General features: G+C 37.3%; 24 protein-coding genes and 3 tRNA genes. 22 read left to right on the plus strand and 5 right to left on the minus strand.

All coding sequences use genetic code 11. From position 1 onward, the window contains the following. Positions 1–92: 92 nt before the first annotated feature. Positions 93–530, minus strand: coding sequence for a hypothetical protein (locus H9I37_RS04805; protein ID WP_187381328.1), 438 nt, complete (start codon positions 528–530; stop codon positions 93–95). Positions 531–641: 111 nt separating this feature from the next. On the opposite strand from H9I37_RS04805, the gene H9I37_RS04810 reads away from it, so the two are divergent. The 16 genes from H9I37_RS04810 (at position 642) to H9I37_RS04885 (ending at position 11,286) form a co-directional block, all read left to right on the plus strand. Next, positions 642–723 (plus strand) — tRNA-Leu (locus H9I37_RS04810). A gap of 241 nt (positions 724–964) precedes the next feature. Then, the gene (locus H9I37_RS04815; protein ID WP_187381329.1) at positions 965–2,086 is read left to right on the plus strand and encodes an ABC transporter ATP-binding protein; all 1,122 of its coding nucleotides are present in this window, start codon (positions 965–967) and stop codon (positions 2,084–2,086) included. Positions 2,087–2,300: 214 nt separating this feature from the next. Further along, positions 2,301–3,743 (plus strand): argininosuccinate lyase, encoded by a 1,443-nt coding sequence (argH, locus tag H9I37_RS04820; protein WP_370586893.1) that lies wholly within the window; start codon positions 2,301–2,303, stop codon positions 3,741–3,743. 233 nt (positions 3,744–3,976) lie between these two features. After that, positions 3,977–4,228 (plus strand): 30S ribosomal protein S16, encoded by a 252-nt coding sequence (gene rpsP, locus H9I37_RS04825; protein WP_187381330.1) that lies wholly within the window; start codon positions 3,977–3,979, stop codon positions 4,226–4,228. A gap of 19 nt (positions 4,229–4,247) precedes the next feature. Then, a complete protein-coding gene (locus tag H9I37_RS04830) occupies positions 4,248–4,484 on the plus strand; it encodes a KH domain-containing protein (RefSeq protein ID WP_187381331.1) in 237 nt (78 codons plus the stop codon). An 11-nt stretch (positions 4,485–4,495) separates the two neighbouring features. Further along, positions 4,496–5,038, plus strand: coding sequence for a ribosome maturation factor RimM (gene rimM / locus H9I37_RS04835; protein WP_187381332.1), 543 nt, complete (start codon positions 4,496–4,498; stop codon positions 5,036–5,038). 4 nt (positions 5,039–5,042) lie between these two features. Continuing rightward, a complete protein-coding gene (gene trmD / locus H9I37_RS04840) occupies positions 5,043–5,828 on the plus strand; it encodes a tRNA (guanosine(37)-N1)-methyltransferase TrmD (RefSeq protein ID WP_187381333.1) in 786 nt (261 codons plus the stop codon). A gap of 10 nt (positions 5,829–5,838) precedes the next feature. Beyond that, the gene (gene rplS / locus H9I37_RS04845; RefSeq protein WP_187381334.1) at positions 5,839–6,303 is read left to right on the plus strand and encodes a 50S ribosomal protein L19; all 465 of its coding nucleotides are present in this window, start codon (positions 5,839–5,841) and stop codon (positions 6,301–6,303) included. Between the two features lie 75 nt (positions 6,304–6,378). Next, on the plus strand, positions 6,379–7,425 hold the full coding sequence (locus tag H9I37_RS04850; protein ID WP_187381335.1) for a hypothetical protein: 1,047 nt from the start codon (positions 6,379–6,381) through the stop codon (positions 7,423–7,425). Further along, positions 7,422–7,691 carry an EscU/YscU/HrcU family type III secretion system export apparatus switch protein gene (locus tag H9I37_RS04855; RefSeq protein WP_187381336.1) on the plus strand — a complete coding sequence of 90 codons (270 nt, stop codon included), beginning with the start codon at positions 7,422–7,424 and terminating at the stop codon, positions 7,689–7,691. Before H9I37_RS04850 ends, H9I37_RS04855 begins: the two co-directional genes overlap by 4 nt. A 16-nt stretch (positions 7,692–7,707) precedes the next feature. Further along, complete coding sequence (locus H9I37_RS04860; RefSeq protein WP_187381337.1) at positions 7,708–8,064, plus strand: YraN family protein; 357 nt, start codon at positions 7,708–7,710, stop codon at positions 8,062–8,064. Beyond that, positions 8,048–8,287 (plus strand): hypothetical protein, encoded by a 240-nt coding sequence (locus H9I37_RS04865; protein ID WP_255422497.1) that lies wholly within the window; start codon positions 8,048–8,050, stop codon positions 8,285–8,287. The genes H9I37_RS04860 and H9I37_RS04865 overlap by 17 nt, the downstream gene beginning before the upstream one ends. Positions 8,288–8,289: 2 nt before the next feature. Continuing rightward, a complete protein-coding gene (locus H9I37_RS04870; RefSeq protein WP_187381338.1) occupies positions 8,290–8,775 on the plus strand; it encodes a hypothetical protein in 486 nt (161 codons plus the stop codon). A gap of 76 nt (positions 8,776–8,851) precedes the next feature. Continuing rightward, entirely contained in the window at positions 8,852–10,084 is a 1,233-nt protein-coding gene (gene earP / locus H9I37_RS04875) for an elongation factor P maturation arginine rhamnosyltransferase EarP (protein WP_187381339.1), read from the plus strand. Positions 10,085–10,116: 32 nt separating this feature from the next. Then, entirely contained in the window at positions 10,117–10,680 is a 564-nt protein-coding gene (efp, locus tag H9I37_RS04880; RefSeq protein ID WP_255422498.1) for an elongation factor P, read from the plus strand. A 48-nt stretch (positions 10,681–10,728) separates the two neighbouring features. Then, positions 10,729–11,286, plus strand: a complete 558-nt coding sequence (locus H9I37_RS04885) for a flavin reductase family protein (RefSeq protein WP_187381341.1) — start codon at positions 10,729–10,731, stop codon at positions 11,284–11,286. A 55-nt stretch (positions 11,287–11,341) separates the two neighbouring features. On the opposite strand, the gene rpsU is transcribed toward H9I37_RS04885, so the two are convergent. After that, on the minus strand, positions 11,342–11,548 hold the full coding sequence (gene rpsU, locus H9I37_RS04890) for a 30S ribosomal protein S21 (RefSeq protein ID WP_187381342.1): 207 nt from the start codon (positions 11,546–11,548) through the stop codon (positions 11,342–11,344). A 408-nt stretch (positions 11,549–11,956) separates the two neighbouring features. Here rpsU and H9I37_RS04895 point away from each other — a divergent pair, with 408 nt between their 5' ends. From H9I37_RS04895 to H9I37_RS04905, 3 genes are all read left to right on the plus strand, one after another. Then, positions 11,957–12,412 carry an Hsp20/alpha crystallin family protein gene (locus H9I37_RS04895; RefSeq protein ID WP_187381343.1) on the plus strand — a complete coding sequence of 152 codons (456 nt, stop codon included), beginning with the start codon at positions 11,957–11,959 and terminating at the stop codon, positions 12,410–12,412. 75 nt (positions 12,413–12,487) lie between these two features. After that, positions 12,488–13,735: a small ribosomal subunit Rsm22 family protein gene (locus tag H9I37_RS04900; protein WP_187381344.1), complete on the plus strand. Its 1,248-nt coding sequence runs from the start codon at positions 12,488–12,490 to the stop codon at positions 13,733–13,735. A 177-nt stretch (positions 13,736–13,912) separates the two neighbouring features. Further along, entirely contained in the window at positions 13,913–15,211 is a 1,299-nt protein-coding gene (locus tag H9I37_RS04905) for a Fic family protein (RefSeq protein ID WP_187381345.1), read from the plus strand. An 823-nt stretch (positions 15,212–16,034) separates the two neighbouring features. Here the strand turns inward: H9I37_RS04905 and H9I37_RS04910 are convergent. From H9I37_RS04910 to H9I37_RS04920, 3 genes are all read right to left on the minus strand, one after another. Next, a tRNA-Pro gene (locus tag H9I37_RS04910) sits at positions 16,035–16,107 on the minus strand. Positions 16,108–16,154: 47 nt separating this feature from the next. Beyond that, a tRNA-Asp gene (locus tag H9I37_RS04915) sits at positions 16,155–16,228 on the minus strand. 70 nt (positions 16,229–16,298) lie between these two features. Then, a complete protein-coding gene (locus H9I37_RS04920) occupies positions 16,299–16,979 on the minus strand; it encodes a GntR family transcriptional regulator (protein WP_187381346.1) in 681 nt (226 codons plus the stop codon). A gap of 181 nt (positions 16,980–17,160) precedes the next feature. Here H9I37_RS04920 and H9I37_RS04925 point away from each other — a divergent pair, with 181 nt between their 5' ends. The 3 genes from H9I37_RS04925 to H9I37_RS04935 are packed head-to-tail and all read left to right on the plus strand — an operon-like array spanning position 17,161 to position 20,786. After that, complete coding sequence (locus tag H9I37_RS04925) at positions 17,161–18,129, plus strand: ABC transporter permease (protein WP_187381347.1); 969 nt, start codon at positions 17,161–17,163, stop codon at positions 18,127–18,129. 31 nt (positions 18,130–18,160) lie between these two features. Further along, entirely contained in the window at positions 18,161–19,051 is an 891-nt protein-coding gene (locus H9I37_RS04930; protein WP_187381348.1) for a carbohydrate ABC transporter permease, read from the plus strand. Between the two features lie 34 nt (positions 19,052–19,085). Continuing rightward, positions 19,086–20,786, plus strand: a complete 1,701-nt coding sequence (locus H9I37_RS04935) for an extracellular solute-binding protein (RefSeq protein WP_187381349.1) — start codon at positions 19,086–19,088, stop codon at positions 20,784–20,786.

Here is a 20,786-nt window from a genome sequence, read left to right on the forward strand (position 1 = left end):
TTTGCTCGCAGTGTTGAAACACCGCTTCGCAATTACTCCAATCCTTGCCGCATGTTTTTTTTTGCAGCGGCGTATTGCGTTACAAGACTTAATCATCGTTCCGCCATGTATCGTTTGATTTCTTCATTAGTTAACTTTCGGACTTGCGTGTTAGGATATTCTTTATAGCCTTCAACTCTAAAAACGCTTTTCATCTGCCTGCATCTTTTGCCGTGATTTTTTTTGAGGAATACAGACAATTCTTCGTCATCAGAAAATATTTTATAAGAAAGTCGACCTTTTTCAGATTCAATTTCATAAATTCCGCATGATTTTTTTGAAGTGTAGTCGGCAGTCCTAAGGTAGAGTTTTGCAATTTCCAACGACTTAAATGGAAAGTTCCACCGCTGAAGTCCTCGCTTTTCGTCGTGTTCAATGCAGATACAGCGCCCGCAAGTTCCGCAAATGTACTGCGTATGATTTTCCAAACATTCCAAAGGATTTAGCAATGGAGTTATCCTGTTTTTATCTGAATAACATTCCTCACACATTTTTGTCTCCTATCAAAACATCCGAAATAAAGTATAGCACATTTATCATAAAAAATTATATAATATATTGACACTGCGTATTGTTTAGGATATATTAACTTTCACATTCACGCGGAGGTGGTGGAATTGGTAGACACGTTAGCTTGAGGTGCTAATGACGTAAGTCGTGCCTGTTCAAGTCAGGTCCCCCGCATAAAGAGAATTGTCGGTTTCGGCAGTTCTCTTTTTTTTTCACTTTTCAAGATTTCACATCCCCATGCGGGGTTATCTTAGCGAAGCTGTTTATGGATAAGAGATTATTCTTAGATTGCCAAATAAAATCAAATTTTCCGAATTATTTAATTGACTTATGAGTTTTCCTGCCGTAAAATTAATTTAATAATATAACCCAGAGTTCGGCGAAATGCCGGACAAAAAACTCAGGAGGCCAAAAAATGGCAAAAGTAGAACTTAAAGGTATTGGTAAAATTTACGATGGCAGTGTTCGTGCCGTAGATAATGCTAATATCACAATTGAAGACAAAGAATTCTGTGTATTCGTAGGACCATCTGGTTGTGGAAAGTCAACAACTCTCCGTATGGTTGCAGGACTCGAAGACATTTCTGAAGGTAAATTGTTCATCGACGGTGTTGAAATGAACGATGTTCCTCCAAAAGATCGTGACATCGCTATGGTATTCCAGAACTATGCTCTTTATCCTCACATGACAGTTTATGATAACATGGCATTTGGATTGAAGATTCGTAAGATGGACAAGGCAGAAATTGACCGTCGTGTTCGCGATGCTGCAAAACAGCTCGACCTTACACAGTATCTTGATAGAAAACCAAAGGCTCTTTCAGGCGGACAGCGTCAGCGTGTTGCTGTAGGACGTGCAATCGTACGTAATCCTAAAGTATTCTTGTTTGACGAACCTCTTTCTAACCTTGATGCTAAACTCCGTGTAACAATGCGTTCGGAATTAGCAGCTCTTCACAACAGACTTCAGGCAACAATGATTTACGTAACTCATGACCAGATCGAAGCTATGACTCTCGGTACAAAAATCGTTGTAATGAAAGACGGTATTATTCAGCAGATTGGTGCTCCATTGTATCTGTACAACAATCCAATCAACAAATTCGTTGCTGGATTTATTGGAACACCTCCAATGAACTTCCTTACTGTAAAAGTTCTTGAAAAGAACGGAAAAATCGTTTGTGATGAAGGTTCTTTCGAAATCAACCCAACAACTGAACAGGCTAAATTCCTTAAAGATTATGTAAATAAGGAAGTTTCTTTCGGTATTCGTCCGGAAGATTTGAAATACGTAGATAAACCTGCTGCAAAAGATGATATGCAGATGAAGATCACTAACAAAGAGCCTCTTGGTGCTGAAACACACTTGTATCTTGTGTCTAACAAGGGACAGTCAATCATCGCTAAGACTACAGCTTCTGCAGAATTCAGACTTGGAGATTCTGTAAACATCGTTCCAAACATGGAAAAAGCAAAATTCTTTGCTATGGATGAAGGTGAATTGAACATCTGTGATAAGATTGAAAAGAAATGGTAATTTTTTATAAAAAATAAAACTACTTTTTAGTCTTGTATACAAAAAGAGGATTCCTGACTTTTATGTCGGGGGTTCTCTTTTTTTTTATAAAAAGATTTTTCAATTGATTTCGCTCTCACATTTCATTTGTAGTCCGATTGTCGCCAGACTTATTTATACCCAATCAATTTACCGCCAGATTGCTTAATTGAAATCGGCATATATTTTTTATATAATGATTTACATGACATCACACGGAACTATAACAACAGATAATCACGCCGCTCTTTGGCATGGGCGTTTTACGGAAGGACCGAATGCTGCTGCCGTAGAATTCGAAACATCTATATTTGAAGATATGCGTATGGCAGTTGTCGACATTGAAGGGAGCATCGCTCATGCAAAAATGCTTTTTAAACAAGGCTTGATTTCTGAAGCCGAGAAAAAACTGATTATAGATGGTCTTGAATCAATCAAAGACGATTTGAATTCTGGTAAAGACAAAGCCGGAAATCCGTTTACAGTAGATTTATCTGCCGAAGATATCCACTCTTTTATTGAAGCTGTTTTGACAGACAGAATTGGCGAAGCCGGTAAAAAAATTCACACGGGGCGCAGCCGTAATGACCAGATTGCTTTAGATGAACGCCTTTACCTTCGCCAACAGATTAGAATTCTAAAAAGCGAGATTATAAAACTTCTCGAAGTGCTTAAAGAAATCGCTTCTGAAAACATAAACACTTTAATTCCTGGCTTTACTCACATGCAACATGCGCAGCCGGTGACTCTCGCTCATCATGTTTTAGCGTGGGCATGGATGTTTGTGCGTGATTATTCACGCCTTTGTGACGCTGCAAAACGAGCCGACGTTTCTCCAATCGGTTCTGGGGCTCTTGCAGGAAGTGGGCTTCCATTAAATAGAAAATATGAGGCAGAGCTACTTGGGTTTTCAGAAATAACCGAAAATTCTATAGACACTGTTTCCGACCGCGATTATTATCTTGAAACCGTATCTGTTCTTTCTATTTTACAGATGCATCTTTCTCGTGCATGCGAAGAAATTGTCTTGTGGTCAACTGTTGAATTCGGTTTTATAGATTTGAGTGAAAAATGGTCTACAGGAAGTTCCATAATGCCTCAGAAAAAAAATCCTGACTTTGCCGAACTTATACGCGGCAAAACCGGAACTGTTTATGGAGATATGATCGCTCTTTTTACAATGATGAAAGCACTCCCTTTGTCTTACGACCGCGACATGCAGGAAGATAAAGCGAGCTTCTTTGATGCCTATGATACTGTTCTCAATTCTGTAAAAGTCTTTACAGAGATGATACGCACTGCAAAATGGAATAAAAGTGTTATGGCTCTAGGTTGTGACGGTGGTTACCTAAACGCAACTGATGTCGCAGATTATCTTGTAAGAAAAGGGCTCCCTTTTAGAACCGCACATGGAGTTTCTGCAAGTCTTGTCAGGCTTGCTATTGAAAAAAAATGCAGGCTCGAAGAACTCGATTTTTCAGATTATCGGAACGCTTCAGAACTGTTTGATAAAGATATTTTTGAAAAAATTACTCCCGTTGCTTGTGTGATTGCAAGAAATACTGATGGAGGTCCCGCTCCAAAAAAGGTAAAAAATCAGATAGATAAACTTTCAGAATTCATAAAAATGAATAAATAATTTTTAATGCCGCAGTTTCACGTAACTTCATTTTTAGATACTGTTTGATTTTGACGAATATACCGAAAAATAACGAATTGCCTCTATAGCGAAAATATCATGAGTTGCTGATAAATATAATCCAAGTATTGAATAAATTCCAAAAGTTATATACTATGATAGTTCAATATACACTTAAATTGATACACTTAAATTGCAAATTTGGTGCTAAATCAGCGCCATGGAGGAAATAAATGGTCAAAATCAGACTTAAAAAATTTGGTACAAAAAAACGTCCATGCTACCGCGTAGTTGTTCAGGACTCACGCAAGCCTCGCGACGGTGTCTGTATCGAAGAAATTGGAACTTTCCAGCCAATTGCAAAGGAAGATTCTCAAGTTTCAATCGATATGGATCGTGCTAAACACTGGATCAGCGTTGGTGCACAGCCGACAGACATCGTTAAGAAATTGATGAATGTTCAGGCTGCAAAACAGGCAAAGTAATTTACAGAGGAGCTAGAAAATGGAAAAAGACCTGATTGAATACATCGCAAAATCATTGGTCGATGATCCGTCAGCTGTATCTGTAAATGAAACTGAAGGCGAAAAAGGCATGGTGCTCCAGCTTAAAGTTGCTGATGGCGATATTGGCAAGGTAATCGGTAAATACGGTAGAATTGCTAAAGCTATGAGAACAGTTTTGAGTGCTTCAGCTGTAAAAGACGGTAAGCGTTACAGTCTTGATATTCTTGATAACTAGGAATATTGCTGATGGGTAAAGCACAGTTGGTGGTTGGCTTCATTCGGGGATCTCACGGATTTCAGGGTGAATGTAAAGTAGAGAGCGCTTCCGGAGAATATGAGCATCTGCTCAAATTGAAAGATGTTGCTTTAAAACATGGCGACGTACTGAAAGAAACAAAGGTTGAATCGGTTTCTCTAGGGCATGATGTTGCTTATGTTAAGTTTTTGGGCATAGATTCCGACGAAGATGTACGAAAGTACAGAGGTTGGGAAATATCAGTCCCAAGAAAATATTGCAAGCCTTTGAAAAAAGACGAGTGGTATATCGAAGATTTACGAAATTGTTCCCTTATATTTGAAGGGAAAGACGATCCGGCAGTGTTTGATGCACCTAAAGTGTTAGGTAAAATCACAGACGTTATGGAAGGCGGCGGGGGTAACTTGTTAGAAGCAGTCCTTACCGATAGTTGTGACCGAAAAGTTCTGATACCTTTCAACAAAGAATTTATTGGAAAGGTTGATATCGAGAACCGAACGGTGCAATTGATGCACCTCTGGATTCTGGAGTAATTCCATGAAATTTACAGTGCTGACCTTATTTCCTGATATCGTGAAAGTTTTTTTTGAAAACTCAATCATGGCTAAAGCGGTTGAAAAGGAAATTATTGCTTACGATCTGGTGAACATCAGAGATTTTGCTCTTGATAAACACCATACATGTGATGACGGAACGTACGGAGGCGGAGCAGGCCAGTTGATGATGCCTGAACCACTTTCAAAAGCACTCGACAGTGTGAATGCCCGCAAAAAGTATGTAATATACGTTACTCCAAGCGGAAAGCAATTGACACAGAAAGTTGCTGAAGAACTCAGTCACAAAGACGAATTAGTCTTCATCTGTGGTCGCTACGAAGGTATAGACCAGAGAATTATTGATTCTTACGTTGATGCAGAAATCTCAATCGGAGATTATGTGATGTCATCGGGAGAAGTTGCAGTGACAGTGATAATCGACACTGTTTACCGTTTAATAGACGGAGTAATTTCACCAGAATCACTTGAAGAAGAAAGCTTTTGTGATGGACTTTTGGAATATCCACAGTATACTCATCCCGAAGAATGGAATGGTATGAAGGTTCCCTCTGTTTTGCTCAGCGGAAATCATGAAAAAATCCGAAAGTGGCGGCTTAAAAAGCGGTTGATGAAAACTTTATTGAACAGACCCGACTTAATCTGTTCTGCAAGGCAAAACGGTCAACTTTCTCAAGAAGCTGAAAAAATGATTGAGGAAATATGTGAGCAGTCTTTTGAAAAGAAGATGAAAAAGCATCGTTCTAAGAAAGCTGCCAAAACTAACTAAGGAAATCATTATGGATCTTATTAAAACAATTGAAGAATCACAGAAGCGTCCTGGAGCTCAGGAATTCAATGTTGGCGATACTGTAAAAGTTTACTTTAAAATCGTTGAAGGTAGAACTGAACGTATCCAAGTTTTTGAAGGTATCGTTCTTTGCAAAAAGAATGAAGGTGCAAGACAGACTTTCACTGTTAGAAAAATTTCTTATGGGGTAGGAGTAGAACGTGTATTCCCTTATAACAGTCCTCGTATTGTAAAGGTTGAAGTAGTTCGACCTGGTAAAGTACGCCGTGCTAAACTCTATTACTTGCGCGACAAGATCGGTAAGGATGCTAAAGTTAAAACTTTGGTTGGTGCAAAAATCACAGCTGCTATGGAAGCTCGTAATGCGCGTGCAGAAGCTGCCGCTGCTGCAACAGAAGCTAAAATTAAAGAAGAAAGAGCAGAAGCCGCTGCAGAGGCAAAAAAAGAAGATTAATCTTTCTGCTTAATATTAGCTATAGAAGGAGATTGCTCTATTGGGTAATCTCCTTTTTTTTTATAAAATAAAACTGTGAATACTGGAACAGCAATAATCAATTTAAGTCAATTTTCGCGTTTTGGTGTAAATCGTCACATTTTGCGAGACGGCTCATCTGTGAATGTCAAAGTGCTCGCCGACAAAGGCAATGGACAGTATTTGGGAACTGTCGCAGGCGCACGCGTAAACATTCATTCGTCAAAACCACTTGCAGTCGGCTCATCATTTAGCGCAACTGTCAGCGTAAAAGGCGGAGATATCGTCATCACGCCAAAACAAAACGATACTCAAATTGAGCTTTCAAAAACAGTCGGAAATTCATCTGCATCGGAAATTCTCATTTCACTTGGGATTGAACCTGATTTGCTTTCTTCAAATATTGTTCGGCAGATGAAACAAATCGGAATGAAATTAGATGCGTCGCTTTTGAACCGGATAAAAAATCTCTCTATAAAATTTGGAAATGGTCGCGAAAAAAAAGCGGCTGAAGTTTTGATGATGCTAGCTGAGCGTGGAGTTGATTTTGAAGAATCAGATGTCGTAAGTCTTTTGGCAATGCTTGAAGAATATGATGGAGATTTCTGCAATTTTGATAAAAAAAATCGAGACAGCGAAAATTGGAAAAAAATTCTCAATAAAATAAATAAAGTTCGAGGCAGTTGGTTTATTTTTCCTTTTGAGCTTGTAAGATATTCGGATTCACAAGTTGTCGGAAATGTCGGGAAAGGCTGCATCAGAATATTGATGTCAAAACTTGAGACTCTTAAGATGATCAACGTATCTTATACGCCTCAATTTAAAAAAAAAGACAGTTATGATGGCTGCGATCAAAAAAATCAAAAATATCTTTTTAACTTAAACTATAAAAACAAAAAATGCACAGGGATAAAGTTTTGTGTTTGCGAAATTGGCGGCAAGTCAAAAACCGGATCGGAAAATCAGGCATACCTTTCTGAAAAATTTTCAAAGTGTCTGCGCAAAGTCGGAATTTTTTGCCCGGTTGAATGGGAAAATGAAGAAACCATAGAAGGTTTTGCTGCCGAAACTGAAGAGTTTTATTCTTTCGGAGGCGATTTTTGAGCGATTTTGAATCATCATCAAAAAAAATTAAAAAAGCAGTCGCATTAAAATATCCGGAAGGTGTGGAAGCTCCAATAATAGTCGCAAAAGGCGAAGGAAAATCTGCAAACCATATTATAAAATTGGCAAAAGAAAATCAGATACAAATCGAAGAAGATGCGGCACTCGTTGATTTGCTCGGTTTTCAAAGCGTCGGGAGCGTTGTCCCAGAAGAATCATGGAAAGCGCTTGCAGCGATTTTTTCATTCATCATGGAAGAAAGATAGATTTCGCGGAGAAAAGATGAATAAAAAACAAATTGGAGATTACGGCGAAGACAAAGCTTGCAAATACCTTTCTGAAAAAGGCTATGACATAATCGAACGCAACTGGCGGACAAGAACAGGAGAAATTGATATAATATCGTATAAAGATGAAACATTGGTGTTTGTCGAAGTTAAAACACTTCCGAACGGCACTTATGACATTATAAAAAAGGAGTTAAATTCACAGAAATTAAAAAGAATTATAAAAACGTCTAAACGTTTTCTGTTAAATCATCGAGAATATAGTAACAGCTACATCAGATATGATGTTGTTGTTATTGACATGCCGGGACTTGAGCCTGTGTATCATATTAAAAATGCTTTTACAGAATAATGTAATGATATTGGGAGATTCTATGATTTCTGGTGGAAAATCTACAGGGACAACAACTTTGGTTATCGACAAAACAGAGGAAATTGACTTGTCGCCTAGGATTTTAGAGTTAAGGAAGAAAATTCAAAGTCAGGAGTATCTTGATAACGCCATTCAGAGAATCGCTCAGGTAATAAGCAATCATCTGATAGAATACCCTGATGAATTGAAACTTAGGGATTAGAGATGGAACGACGGAAAAATAAAAAATATTCAAACAATTGGAACAATCAAAAAAAGTCAGAGCAAAACAAAGCTGAACAGTACAGAGAACTCAATAATAAGAAAGATTTTCATTTAAAAAAAGCGGTATACGAAGATTCTGAAGCAGAAAAAAAAATACAACAGGCAATTAAAGAAATAAAATCACGTGAAGTTATCTGTCCAAAATGCGGTCAACCTATCACTGATGTTTCAAGCGCAATCACAGATAAAGAAAGCGGAAAACCGGCGCATTTCGACTGCATTTTGAATCAGCTGAAGCAAACAGAACAAGTCGGCGAAAATGAAAAAATCGCTTATATCGGGCAGGGACGCTTTGCTGTCATCTATTATGAAAACCCCAGAGATCAGCGTCATTTTACAATAAAGAAAATTATTGAGTGGGAAGAACGCGACAAAAAGCCTGAATGGCGTTCAGAATTAAGCGGGTTGTACAGCCAAATTAATTAAAGTATATTTTCTTTAGATTGATATTTTAGCAAAAGCTGTGTGTTTATCCGCACGGCTTTTTTTATAGCAGGGATTTATGCAGATTACGGTTTTATGTAAAGTTGTTGATAATTTTGGAGATATTGGAGTTTGCTGGAGGATGGTAAAGCAGCTAAAAATAGTTGCGCCAAAATATGACATAAACTTTGTCGTTGACGACTTGAAATCTTTTAGTAAAATTTGTAGCGATGTCCACTCCGATAAAGATTTTCAAATTGTCCGAAATATAAAAGTTTACAATTGGAACGCTCGTGATTTTTGCTACAAGGAATTTTCTAAAAATGATGGCGAAAAATTATCTGTGATTTTAGAAAATTTTCAATGTGGACGCCCTGACTGGATGGAAAAAATTCTTTTTGATGATAAACTCGCTCAAACTGTCCACATAATCATGATAGATTATCTTTCTGCTGAAAAATATGCTCAAGATTTTCATTGTTCAAAATCGCTTACCAGAAGCGCAAAAGTTCAAAAGGTAAATTTTATGCCCGGTTTTACAGAAAAAACAGGGGGACTTGTGCTTGGAGGGCTTTGGGATAAATCAGGTAAATCAAGTAAATCAGATAAATCAGGTAAATCAGGTAAATCAGGTAAATCGATAGCTAAAATTGATAAATGTTATCATTTAGAAAATCAATCACAAAATCAATTTCAAAATGAAAATTGTCTTCCAAAACAAAAAAAAATACTCGTGTTTACGTATAAAAGAGACTGGACTGCGCTTGCAAAATCTTTGGAAAACAATTTTGTGTACGTTGCACAAGGAGTTGGCAGAGATAGTTTTGTTGAGTCGTGGGAAAAAGTTTTTTTTCAAAAACGGCGAACTTCTGCTTCTAAATTATGCGAGCTCGAGTTTATGGATCAGGAGCAGTGGGATAATTTTATGATGTCCTGCGATATTTTGATAATCCGCGGTGAAGATTCTATGTCTCGTGCTTGTCTTTCAGGTATTCCGTTTATCTGGCATGCATATCCTCAAAGCGACGAGTATCAGATTGTAAAAGTAAATTCTCTGCTTGAGAGAATTGCTCGCCATTTTAAGAGTGAAGATTTTAAAATTATACAAGATGTATGGCTTGATTTTAATAAACCGAAATATGAAGTCAGTGACGTAGAGTTTGAAAAGAAATGTCGTAACTTTATTGAAAATGCAGATAAACTTAAATATGGTTTTATAGACTTTGCAAATGATATCAGAAAAAACGGCGACCTTTGTGCTAACTTAATGACATTCATTGAGAAAACTGCTATAATAGAAAAACAAATTTGATAAAATATTTTTAGAGGTTTTATATTATGCTAATGACATCAGAATTAAAAGTTGGAACTGCTTTCATGTATGAAGGTAATGCTCTTATTGTACAGAAGATGCTTGGTCAGCGTTCAGGTCGTTCTGGAATGGTAACAAGTCTGCGTGTAAAGAATCTTGTTACAAACTCTACAATGGATCTCGCTATCGATGCCGGTGAAAAATTTGATGAAGTAGACCTTGAACCACATGTAACAAAACTTTCTTATATCGATGGTGACACATTTGTATTTATGGATCAGGACACTTACGAACAGTTTGAACTTCCAAAATCTGACCTTGGCGACTATGCAGGATACATCACTCCCGATGATGACTTGGAAGTAAACCTTACATTTTACGAAGGAAAACCTGTCGGTATCGATCTTCCTGTCCGCGTTACACGCACAGTTACATATTGTGAGCCAGGTGTAAAAGGCGATACTTCAGGAAAATCGTTGAAACCGGCTACACTAGATACAGGAATTGAAGTTCGCGTTCCATTGTTTATCAACACTGATGATAAAATCGTAATTGATACTCGAGATGGTTCTTTCCTCGAACGCTCAAAGAACTAAGATTGATAAAATCTTATGTTGAATTGTATTGTATAGTTGAGGTTAAAAATGAAAAAGAATTTTGGAAAACAGACTTATATGTATCCAATGCCTGTTCTTATCATTGCAACGTACAATGAAGACGGGACTCCAAACGTTATGAACGCTGCATGGGGCGGAATCCATGACACAAATCAAATAATGCTTTGTGTTCATCCTGCGCACAAAACTGCAAAAAATTTCCTTGAAAAGAAAGCTTTTACAGTCAGCATGGCAGATGCAAAGCACGTAAAAGAATGCGATTATGTTGGAATTGTCAGCGGAAACGATGTAAAAGATAAGCTTGCAAAAGCCGGTTTTACAGTTTCAAAGGCTGAGTTTGTCGACGCTCCTGTCATCAACGAGCTTCCAATGTGTATAGAATGCACTGTTGTAAGCTATGATACATCGACAGGCTGCATGGTTGCCGATATCGAGAATATCAGTGCAGAGGATTCAATTTTGACAAATGGTAAAATCGACCCTGCAAAACTTGAGCCGATAACGTTTGACCCGGTGAATCATACTTATATAAAACTTGGAGAAGTTGTTGGAAAAGCATTTTCCGACGGTAAGATGATAAAATAAATAGTGTAAAAAAAAAGCCTGATTCTTAGAATCAGGCTTTTTTTTAGTTCTCTAATTAGAAATCTTTTTTTTCTGTCTTGCGTCTCTTATTCAAGAGTTTTCGTGCGAGAGTTGTTTTTTTCTGATGGAGAAGTGCAGAAGGTTTTTCAAAATATTCACGCTTTTTGAATTCGCGGATGATGCCTTCTTTTTCAACCATACGTTTAAAACGTTTGATAGCTTTTTCAAGGTTTTCTGAATCATCAACACTGATAGTTGCCATAGTAAATGTCACCTCCTTTTTTCCGGTGAGTCCGTAAAAACAATAATATTCTATAGAAAAAAAACTAATTAATCAATATAAAAATCAGCTTTTACAATTATAAAAAATTATCTTTTTTGCCTGAGTGATTTTTTTTAGTGCATTTGGACCCAAAATTGTTGCATTGTGTCGTCCTAGTGTATCAAAATGACACCTTTTGAAAAGATATTTTGACACATTTAGATGATATTGGCACATCAGCTGAAAAATTTTTGCGGCACGTTGTATAAATGCCATTTTTTTTCCGATTGGAGACTATTTTATAAAAAAACTAAACAATTTATGTTTTTTTTCATTTTATATTACACATGGCATAGATATTGCATAATGTTTAGTGTAAATGTTCAATAAAACAACAGGAGGTTTGATATGAACGAATTATCACTTTTTAATAACTTTTTTGATGGTATGACAGATGATGGTTATATGTTTCCATCTTTCAACTTGAAAAAAGCATTTCAGACTCCAAAGGTAGATGTAAAAAAATCTGAAAAAGAATACACACTCCAGATGGATCTGCCTGGTAGAAGTGAAAAAGATGTAGATATCGAGTTGAATAACAATGTTTTGACAATATCTTCAAGCAAGGAAACTAAGACAGAAGATAAGTCTGACAAACACGATAAGGACAACAAAGAATGCAAAAATTCTGAGAAGTGGCTTATCCGTGAACGCACATATTCAGAGTTTACAAGAAGTTTTACTCTGCCTGAAGATGTTGATGGTGAAAAGCTTTCTGCAAATGTTTCTAACGGAATACTTACAGTTGTAATGCCTCGCAAGGCAATTCCATCACCAAAAAAGATTGCGATCACATCTTTGTAAAATCCGCTGTTAGACGGTAAATAAAATCCGCTGAGACTGATTGGTTTCGGCGGATTTTTTTTATATAATCAAGCTATGTCCAAATCACTTTCTAAAGCTTTATTAAATGAATATATTCCAAAACTTATAAAATTATGGAAAGGAAAAAATCTCAAAAATCCCGAACGTTCATCTCTTAATAAAAATGAAATTACGAGTGTTGCTCAATCACTTTTAAAGCTTCAACGTGGACTTACCGGAGATAAGCATCTTGCAGGAGCCGGCTATATGCAAGACAACTTTTTGCTTGGCGCATATCTTCTCTATTACTGGCCGGTTTCTTTTTTGCAGCTCCTTACGATTTGCGCAGATGCAGAAAAAAAAATGCAGGAAATTTACATCACTGTGCAAGATGAAACCCGTCCAATCAGAATTTTAGATCTTGGTTGTGGGCCGGGAGCTGCCTGTTGTGCAATTTTAAGTTTTTTCAGCAGATTCGGAGAAAAGAAAATCAGTTCTGATGTTTATCTTTCCGATTCAAGTTCCAAAGCATTAGACATCGCAGAAAAATTGGTTGAATCTAATCCTCATTCGGATAATATTTTCGTTGAAAAAAGTGTTGACAATTTGGAAGATAGAGCTTTTTTTGACTCGTTTGCAGACAAAAAATTTGACGTAATCGTCATGAGCCATTCTCTGAATGAACTTTGGAAAAACGATGTCGACAAAATTGAAAAAAGAATCGATTTTATTGAAAATTGCATAAATCATCTTAACGAAAATGGCGTGGTCATCATAAATGAACCATCAGTTTTGGACACAAGTCGTGCGCTGCTTGAGACCAGAAATGGATTGGTAAAGCGAGGTGCACATATTGTCTGTCCATGTATTTGCAATGCAGAATGCCCCGCTTTGATTGCAGGACCGAATCATACGTGCCACTGTGAAAACGCATGGAATGTTGATGCGATAGTTTCAGCGATCGCAAAGGAAGCAAAGCTTGACAGGGAATCTGTGAAGATGACATATTTTGTTTTTGAAAGAAAATCAAATTCTGTTTGTGAGCTTGAAAAATCCGATTTTCTCTGCGGCAGAATAGTGTCTGACGGCATGCTTAATAAATCGGGGAGAGTGAGATTTTTATTGTGCAATGGAAAAGAGCGTGTGTCTGTTTCCGCAAAAAATATGGAAGCCCATGCACAGAGCGAAGGTTTTTTCAACCTAAAACGTTACACACTTGTCGAAATAGAAAATCCGGAAAAACGCGGAGACGAAAACAATATTTCATGGGGAATCGGAGCTGAGACAAAAATCCGCATAATAAAAACTCTTGAAGAATTGTAATCGATTTTTGGGATTTAAGAGATTTAATCGGCGATTTTCGCATCTGATGTATCTCACTTTCGGATTTGCTTAAATTTAAAAATACTTCTGAAATTGAACAGGAAAAATAGGGGAAATTAGGAGTAAATTTCCCCTATTTTATTGATAATCCGATTTTATAATGATATAATGCCTTGTATGATTGAAAAGCCGCCTTCAATAGAGCCAAAACCTGATGTTATCATCTCTTTATTTTGCAACGCTGAATATAAAAAGTATTTTGACAGAGTTGAAAAAGACTATCTTTATTGGGATAAAGTAAAATACAACGCACCTAATGGCATAAACCCTGAAGACTTTTGGATCGCTGTAAAAATGCAACGCTTATCAAACGCCATTTCATTCGGGAAATATGTATTTAGCTATAAGATAAACGATTACATGCAACAATATCTTCATGAATTTGATATGAATTTTGGCGGTACGCTATCTTCCGATAATATTATCACAGAGAGAACAAAGCAATATTACCTACTTAGCTCAATAATGGAAGAAGCTATCGCTTCAAGCCAGATGGAAGGTGCATCGACAACAAGGAAAGTCGCAAAAGAAATGCTTAGAAAACAGCAAAAACCAAAAGATGCAAGCCAGCAAATGATTTTGAACAATTATAGAACAATCAGATTTTTATCAGAAAAAAAAGATTCTCCTCTATCTAAAGAACTGCTGCTTGAAATCCACAGAAAAATTTCAGAAAAAACATTGGATAATCCTGAAGATGTCGGAAACTTTCGGACAACGAATGATATTGTGGTGTCAAATAAACTGACAGGCGAAGTGGCTCATTATCCGCCTGATTGTGATGAAATCGAATTGATTATAGAGCAGCTGTGTGATTTTGCAAACAATGATAAAACTTTTGTCCACCCAATCATTAAGGCAATCATAATTCATTTTATGATATCGTTTCTTCACCCTTTTGTTGACGGCAATGGCAGAACAGCCAGATCTTTGTTTTATTGGTATATGTTAAAAAAAGGTTATTGGTTAACAGAGTTTCTCTCTATTTCGAGGATTATATATTCAACTAAAAGCAAATACGAAAAAGTTTTTTTGTATACCGAACAAGACGATTACAATCTGGGATATTTTATAAATTATAATCTTGTTGTTTTGAACAAGGCTTACAAAGAACTGAAAGCTTATCTTGACAGAAAATCAAAAGAACACTCAGCATTGTTTGAGTTTAAAAATGTCACCGGCATAAATGAAAGACAAGCTAAAATTCTCAAGATTGCAACAAAGAAACCTGAAAATATTTTTATATGCAAAGACTTGGAAACTGAATTAGGGGTTTCTGTAAAGACAATCAGAGCAGATTTAGAAGGTCTTGTCAAAAAGGATTTGTTAAAAACAATCCATTTAAACAAACGCTTGACCGGATATATTCGAACAGATGATTTTGAAGATAAATTGAAGGAATTTAGCGGAAATTAATGGAAAATTTCCCTTAATTTCCCGGATTCAGCGTATGGTGCGGTGTGCAATCATACATAAAATTCGGGCAAACTGGATTCGAACCAGCCTATAATCGAAAAACCGTTAAAAAACGAGCACCTTAGTGGTCGTTTTAGGTTCATCGAAAGAACGGCGTGCGAGCAGATTTATCTGCTCGTGGTTCGACAATTAAAACAAATTGAAAAGTTAGTTACGAAAGTAGGAAAATGATAACAAAGTGGAAACTCGGGCAAACTGGATTTGAACCCGCCTATAATCGAAGAACCGTTAAAAAACGAGCACCTTAGTGGTCGTTTTAGGTTCATCGAAAGAACGGCGTGCGAGCAGATTTATCTGCTCGTGGTTCGACAATTAAAACAAATTGAAAAGTTAGTTACGAAAGTAGGAAAATGATAACAAAGTGGAAACTCGGGCAAACTGGATTCGAACCAGCCTATAATCGAAGAACCGTTAAAAAACGAGCACCTTAGTGGTCGTTTTAGGTTCATCGAAAGAACGGCGTGCGAGCAGATTTATCTGCTCGTGGTTCGACAATTAAAACAAATTGAAAAGTTAGTTACGAAAGTAGGAAAATGATAACAAAGTGGAAACTCGGGCAAACTGGATTCGAACCAGCCTATAATCGAAGAACCGTTAAAAAACGAGCACCTTAGTGGCCGCTTTAGGTTCATCGAAAGAACGGCGTGCGAGCAGATTTATCTGCAGAACGGCGTGCGAGCAGATTTATCTGCTCGTGGTTCGACAATTAAAACAAATTGAAAAGTTAGTTACGAAAGTAGGAAAATGATAACAAAGTGGAAACTCGGGCAAACTGGATTCGAACCAGCGACCTCAACGTCCCGAACGTCGCGCGCTACCAACTGCGCTATTGCCCGTAAATAAATCAATAAAAAAGCCTTCCACAATAAAGCGGAAGGCTTAGCGCGAGCGGGGGGGCTCGAACCCCCGATCTCCGGCGTGACAGGCCAGCGCGATAACCAGCTTCGCTACGCCCGCGTGATTGACGTCATATTATACTAAAAAGAAATTTGTGTCAACTTCTTCTCAATAATATTTTCCAAAAAAGTTATTTTTTTCCAAAATATTCAGGAAATTTTTTTCGTATTTCGTCTTCTTGAGTGTAATGACGCTCTAAATGTGTGTTGATCGCCTTTCTTGCCATCTCACTGTTTCTGCTTTTAAAAGCTTCAAGAATCATTCTGTGCTCTTTTATAATGCGTTCAGGATTGAATGAATTAAGGTGAAGTTGCCGTATTCTGTCGTAATGAACGTTCACTGTGCGAACCATGTGATAACTGAGCATCTTATCTGTTATTTCGTACATCATTTTATGAAATTTATTATCTAGTTCCATGATTTTATCGCGATTATTTTTTGAATAATAGAATTCCTGAAGTGTGACATTTTCTTCCAATTTTTGGACTTCTTCTTCTGTCGCTTTTTGGCATGCCATTTCTGTGATTGCTGATTCTATTGTAACTCGAACAAAAACCGCTTCTTCTACAAGTGTCATGTTGATTAAACTTACGAGGCTTCCTTTTTGCGGAAGTATTTCGATGATTTTTGTTGAAGATAATTCCTGCATCGCTTCATGGACAGGTGTACGCGAAAGGTGCAATTCATCTGCAATCTCTTTTTCGCTGATCATGCTGCCCGGCTTTAACTCAAGATTTACAATGTTTTCTCTGATTACACGAAGGGCAAAATCTCTGTTTGACTCTTTCGTTTGCTTTTCAGTATGTTTCATTTTGTCTATTTTAGAAGAGTACGTTTATATAGTCAATAAAAGATTCTTCTTAAATTTTTATTGTATTTTTTTTATGAAAATATGATATTTCTCTTGACATTTATTAAATCTGATTTATTATTTTATTAGCACAAGCGTACTAGTATGTAAGTGCGAAACCAAATAAATAACGGGGAAGCTAATGTTTAATAAGAAAAAGAAAACACATGAAGCATTCGAGAAAACAGACTTAAATGGAAACTCTCAAATTTCTAAAAAGTATTTAAAAAAATACTGGCAGTTCTACGCTTTGATGCTCATCCCGGTAATCTATTACATCATCTTTCGTTATATTCCTATGGCGGGTAATATAATTGCTTTCAGGCGTTATAGGGCAGGTCACAGCATTTTTGGTGATGAGTGGAGCGGATTAAAGTACTTCCGTCAGTTTATTCGTGATATGACTTTCTGGCGTGCATTTAAAAACACACTTGTGCTCAATATTTCTTATCTTCTTGTGCGTTTCCCTCTGACTTTATTATTTGCTCTTTTGCTCAATGAAATTAAAACAATGTGGTGGAAAAAGTTCGTTCAGACTGTATCGTACCTTCCTCACTTTATATCAATGGTTATTGTAACAGGTATGATTCGGGAACTTGTTTCTATAAACGGACCATTGAATGCGATTATTGCACATTTTGGTGGAGAACCGACATCTTTCATTGCACATTCAAAATACTTTCCTGCAATATTTGTAATCTCAGGTGTATGGCAGGCGCTCGGTTGGGGAACAATCCTTTACCTTGCGGCAATTGCTGGCATCAATCCGTCATTGTATGAAGCAGCCGAAGTTGACGGTGCAAATCATCTTCAGCGTGTATGGCACGTAACAATCCCATCTATTTTGCCGACAATTACAACTCTTCTCATACTTGATATAGGAGGTCTTGTCGGTTCCGGTGGCGCGTTCGAAAAAGTATTTCTTTTGTACAACCCTATGATTTATGAAAGTGCAGATATTGTCTCTACATTCGTATTCAGGCTTGGTCTTGGTTCCGGCAACTACAGTTATGCAACTGCTGTCGGTTTGTTTGAATCCCTGTTGAATCTCATTCTTCTTACCGGAGCAAACAAGATATCTAAGAAAGTAACAGGCGCAGGTTTGTGGTAGTCTGGAAAGATCAGGAAAACAGGGGATTAAAATGAGAAAAAATAATTTAAAGGTTGGAGAATCTGCTGGATATATCTGTTTTAAATATATAAACACAATTATAATGTTGTTTATATGTGCGATCACTCTTTATCCGTTTTTGTATCTTGTAGCACAGTCCTTTTCATCTGAAGAGGCGATTACAAAAGGTGTTGTGACTCTATTCCCAGTTGGGTTCAATATCGGAACATATAAATCTGTGCTTGAAAAAGGTGACTTTTTAAGAAGTTATAAAAATACGCTTATTTATTCTGTTTTAGGTACATTTTTTTCGCTCGTGTTGAGCAGTTGTCTTGCGTATCCGCTCTCTAAAAAAGAGTTGCGCGGTCAGAAAGTTCTAACAAAGTTTGTAATATTTACAATGTATTTTGGCGGAGGATTGATTCCTAACTACGTTTTGATGCAGAGACTTCATCTTATAAATCACGTATCAGGATTTTTGATTCCTTCTTTGATCAGCACTTATTACGTAGTTTTGATGAAATCATTTTTTGCAGAGACTCCTCATGAACTTGAAGAAGCCGGTCAGCTCGACGGTCTTAGTCCTGTCGGCATATTCGTAAAGATTGTTCTTCCTCTCTCAATGCCAATCGTTGCAACTATGATTTTGTTTAATGCAGTAGGGTACTGGAACAACTGGTACAACGCATTCCTTTACCTTGACAAAAAAGATATGTGGCCTGTCGCTTACTATCTTAAAACAATCATCAGCGGCGCATCTACTTCAGCTGACCCTGGAGAAGCAACTGCTGAAAAAATGCAGATAGCTGCAAATATAAAATCTTGTTCTATGGTTCTTATGACTCTTCCTATCATCTGTGTCTATCCGTTTGTGTCTAAATACTACGTTGAAGGCATGATGTTAGGTGGCGTAAAGGAATAGTAAACAATAAAAAGACATAGTAGGAGGATAAACTATGAAAAAAATTGTAACATTGATGGTTGCAATTACATGTACAGCTTTACTTCTTGTTTCTTGCAAGGGAAAAAATGCTGATGTAAAAAATGCCGGTGAAGCTGTCGGCTATACTTATGGCGAAGGAAAAACTTTCCACTCAGACGAGCCTGTAACTTATTCTATATCTTTCAGCGATGCTTCATGGTATCCACTTGTAGATGACTGGAAAACTGAAGGTATTTTCAAAGATATTGAAAAACTTACAAATGTTCATCTCGATATTACAGCTTACGACAGCGGTGACTACACTCAGAAAGTAAATCTTGCTATAAACTCAGGCTCTGCGACATACATTATTCCAAAAATATACACAGAAGAACAGTACATTGCAGGTGGCGGAATTGTTCCTGTATCTGATTACACAAAATATATGCCAAACTTCACTGCGTTTGTAGAAAAATACAACATGCATCCGGATCTAGACACAATCAAGCAGAACGACGGTAAATTCTACCGCCTTCCAGGACTTCATCAGGCTGCTCTTCAGGACTACACTATTATGGTTCGTGACGATATTTTTGCAGCTGCTGGCTATGATGTTCGTGAGCTTGAAAAAGATTGGACTTGGGAAAAACTCCATGACGTCCTCCTCGGTGTAAAAAAATACATGGTTTCAAAAGGAATGTGCAGTGAATCTGATTATATCTGGTCTGACCCATGGTGTGGACAATCTGGAAAAGGAACAGGCGGAAACCTCCTCAAGTTGATGGGTTCTTCTTACAATGTTATCTCCGGCTGGGCTATTGATGGCACAAATGGCGGTATCAAATTCGATCCGAAAAAGAAAGAATTCTATTCATCATCTATCAGCGATGATTTCAAGAAATTTATTTCAGTTGCAAACAGTTTTATAAAAGACGGAATCCTCGACCCTGAAACATTCACACAGTCTGATGATGCTGCTAACAATAAATTCTACAATGGAAAAACAGTTCTTAAATCAACAAACAGAAGCTCTATGAGCAACGATATTCTCAGCTTGAAGAAAATCAGCGGAGACAGCGCTTCGGCTTATGTGACAGTTTATCCGGCTGGAACAATCAAAGACTTGGCAGAAACTTCACGACTTGAATGCGGCGTTATGGTTTCACAAAAAGCTCTCAAAGAACTTGGAATGTCTGACTTTGTAAAGATGATGCGTTTTGTTGACTGGCTGTTCTATTCTTCTGAAGGATACTCTTTGGTAAAATGGGGACCTGAGGGAAAAACATGGCACTATGTTGATCTAGACGGAAAGAAAATCAAAAAACTTCTCCCTGGTTTCAAATGCGGAGGGCTAGGTATTTCCGGCAGCGATACTGACATTGATATTCGCCTAAAATGGGGTTATGCAGGCGGTAACTATTTCTACGGTCACTCAACAGCAGAATCAACAGATAACTTCACTCCAGAAGTTCAGGATTTGTACGCTCGCTACGGAAAATACAAGACAGTTGCAACTGTTGATCCGAAAGCTAAACCGACTGAAGATCAGCGCGAACAGTTGAACCTCTGGGGTGTACCACTTACAGACAACATCAATGCATGGACATTGAAATTTATAACTGGACAGAAAGATATCAATAAAGATTGGAATGATTATGTTTCAAGTTGTAAAAACCTTAATGTCGACAGCATTGTAAACATGACAAACGATATTTATAAAAAACAGGCTAAATAG

This window comes from Treponema sp. Marseille-Q3903, from assembly GCF_014334335.1.
Lineage (GTDB): Bacteria > Spirochaetota > Spirochaetia > Treponematales > Treponemataceae > Treponema_D.